This window comes from Gordonia sp. UBA7860, assembly GCF_002500165.1.
Lineage (GTDB): Bacteria > Actinomycetota > Actinomycetes > Mycobacteriales > Mycobacteriaceae > Gordonia > Gordonia sputi.
The window spans coordinates 1272-4179 of record NZ_DLSO01000093.1; the positions used below are offsets into that span (position 1 = coordinate 1272).

The 2908-nt window shown below is 59.5% G+C and carries 3 protein-coding genes and 1 pseudogene; all 4 read right to left on the reverse strand.

Annotated features, from left to right (window positions below):
* Nucleotides 1-88 precede the first annotated feature (88 nt).
* The gene (locus B3T59_RS12285) at nt 89-265 is read right to left on the reverse strand and encodes a hypothetical protein (protein WP_287003593.1); all 177 of its coding nucleotides are present in this window, start codon (nt 263-265) and stop codon (nt 89-91) included.
* Nucleotides 266-599: 334 nt separating this feature from the next.
* Nucleotides 600-1733 carry a hypothetical protein gene (locus tag B3T59_RS12290; RefSeq protein ID WP_287003595.1) on the reverse strand — a complete coding sequence of 378 codons (1134 nt, stop codon included), beginning with the start codon at nt 1731-1733 and terminating at the stop codon, nt 600-602.
* Between the two features lie 254 nt (nt 1734-1987).
* Nucleotides 1988-2323 carry a hypothetical protein gene (locus B3T59_RS12295; RefSeq protein ID WP_251722788.1) on the reverse strand — a complete coding sequence of 112 codons (336 nt, stop codon included), beginning with the start codon at nt 2321-2323 and terminating at the stop codon, nt 1988-1990.
* 394 nt (nt 2324-2717) lie between these two features.
* Nucleotides 2718-2908 (reverse strand): annotated as a pseudogene (locus B3T59_RS12300) (hypothetical protein); the annotation flags it as partial.

Below are 2908 nucleotides of genomic sequence, written 5' to 3' on the forward strand. Positions count from 1 at the left end.
TGCTGCAGCACCCACATCCTTACGCAAGACACACATTTACCGCACCGATCGGCACAGACGCACCAATCGAAGCGTCGAGAGGTGACCTTCAGGAGTTCAGCAAGAGTCGTACGACCGCGAACGCGCCGACTGCGAGCAGCGCAGTCGCCATCCCGATGCCGAATGACCTCGTGCGGGATGGTTGCACCAGTCCGAGCGTTGCCAGCAGGTACAGGGCCCATGACAGCGGGCTGGCCAGGCCGCAAGCCAACAGTAGCGATCCCACGGCTGCACCAAGGATCGACCACACCTCGGCTCTCATAAGTCGGCCAGCAACAGGAGGGTCAGCGCGAGGGCCGAACCGATCAAACCAGCAGCTATCCCTGCAGTCAGTGGTCGAAGCAACCCGAACTCCCGGGATCGACGTAACGGTAGGAGCCGAACTGCCAGAACGACGACTCCGACGCCGATAAACGCGATCAGGAGCGGCGCCACCGACGATCTGTTGTGCGACACGATAATTGTCGCGATCCCGACAGCGAGGCCGCCCGTGACACTCGCTGACGCCCCTGCGACCAGTGCGCGAAGCGAATTCGACGTCTCCGCCCGCAGCCCCCGACTCACCTGTCACCCCGTTCAATTCGCGGCGGATCAGCCCGAGAACCGAGTGTAGTGCCGTCGTGCTCGACCGGGGACTGCGGCCTGGAATAAGGATCATTGACCATGTACGGCGGGCTCGTAGATTGCGGATAGAGAGTGCCATCACCGACGGCCCGATCAAGCGGAAGGTTGAGCAAAGGCCCAGCCGTCGAGTCCGCACCTATCGTTGCCTTCCCGCCAGGCATGTACTGATATATCGTTTGCGGGGCCTCACCGTTGGACGGGTAGCCATACACCTCGACAGCAGGATAACCGGACATCGTGCCGTTCACCGACGGTGGAGCCCCTTCCCCGGGTATCGCGACGGCGCCGTGCACTGTTTCACGCACCAGACTGGCACCGACATCTCCCCCGGGCGCAAATGGGTTCGCGAACTTGTACTTGATATTAACTTGCCCATCTGCCCCTTCTGATGCACTCACATCAGGCTTCCCGACTTTAACCTCGCCTTTGGTCGACACGGACGGGTTCTGTCGCGCCACGATGAGCCCGTGGTCGTAATCAATCCATATATTCGCACGACTGGATTCTGGCGTTGCACGCGGATCGAATCCGCGATTATCCCCCAAGTCATAGTGAGGGACATTTAACACCTCACTCCGAGGGATAAAGGCGTTCATCGCCACTAGGCCACGCCCCGGCTGTGGCGTGAATCTAGCGACTTTGATCTCGCTGTTGAGTCCTTTGTTTTTCGCTGAGTAAGAATGAGGATCGAGTAGCTCCGCCATTCGCCAATCATTTGGAGAAGTCGGGTTACGGTGATACGTCTGCTGGAACGCCGCAACCTCATTGGCTCGACGGTCTGCCAGGTTGACGTTCGCCCTTTCGCCTTGCGGCGTAAGCGGAATTGACCCGTCTGCGGCGTTGATCGCTGCAGCAAGGTCTTCATCGAAACGATCTGCGGAGGCGACGACATCGTTCACGCGCCTCTGCAAGTCTTTTAGTTCCTTGTAGTACGCCGACCGGTCCTCTTCCTCCCAGCCACGCATGTCCGGTGGATGCGGATCGGACACTGTGCCGCTCAGTGGGTCAATGTCGAATCCTTCATGGTCGGCATCGGCTTGAATATTTTTTGCAGACGTCGAGAGCGTCACAGCCTCGTCGTATCAGTCACGCGCAGCAGCGGCGACTTGCCACACTTCATTCCCGTGAGCGTCGAGATCGACTCGCGTTCTGTGGGCCGCTTCTTTGGCTGCCTCCGCAGCTGCACCCGACCATGAATGCAGATCTGAAAGCTTTCCGACGTGACCATGAAGACCGGAACAAACTTGGTGCTGCCGTGAGCAAGAGCCAAAAATTGCGCCTATCTGTTCGGGGTCGAACTTCAGAATCTCTCCGAAGGCGACCATCACACCTCAAGATTCAGCGTCGATTCATCACCCTTGCTGCTGCGATACATAGCGTCAACGTTCTGATTCTCGGCGAACTCGAACCCGGCAGCCGTATGGTGCACACCCGTTGCATGTTCATCGATGCGCGCCACAAGTCCATTCGTTCTGCTACGCCACGACTGCGCCTTGGAGTTCATCGCTGAACGCGATCTTTCGAAAAGACTGTCGGTCGCTACACTCAGATCGCGATACTCGGTATCGAATGAATCGTTACCGTCTTCCGCAGCGACAGAAAGCGTCCGCCCTACGTCGTACAGGGACGCGGGTTCTACTTGCAATGCGTTCGCATCCATTGGTCTCCATCCTCTACCACGTCCAGCACGGCAGCGTAGGGACGCGGTGCGAGCGAGTACAGCGCCCGCAAGCCACCACGCAGCCCAAATAGCGTCGGCGGCAAGACCTCATTCCTCGCTGCCAAGTCCACGATGACGGCCTCACGATGTGACAATCTTGCACTAGAGCCGGGTCTCCCAGTGATGCGAAGGACAGCCCGACGCGCATTGTAGCCCGACTACTGTGTGAGATTTCACCCCAAGTCACGCGCTCGCGTCTTGCACGAAGATTAAGCATCGCAGACCATCCAGACGGTACACGACCTCTGTGACGCCGCGCACTAGAGTCCCGGTGTTGGGTCCAGCGGTCTCGGGTTTCGAGGGTGCCGATCGTTGCCGCGCCAGGCGGACGGAGTCAGTCGCCCGCAACCTCCACCATAAGACCGTCGAGCTCTGCGGTAACGGAGATCTGACACGAGAGCCGGCTTTCGGGTCGCCGTTCACTCCCCGCGTAGTCGAGCATGTCGTCCTCCTCGTCGAAAGCGACGGTAGCGCCGCTGCCGCGCCGCAGTCGGGGTCGACATAGACGTGGCAGGTCGCGCACAT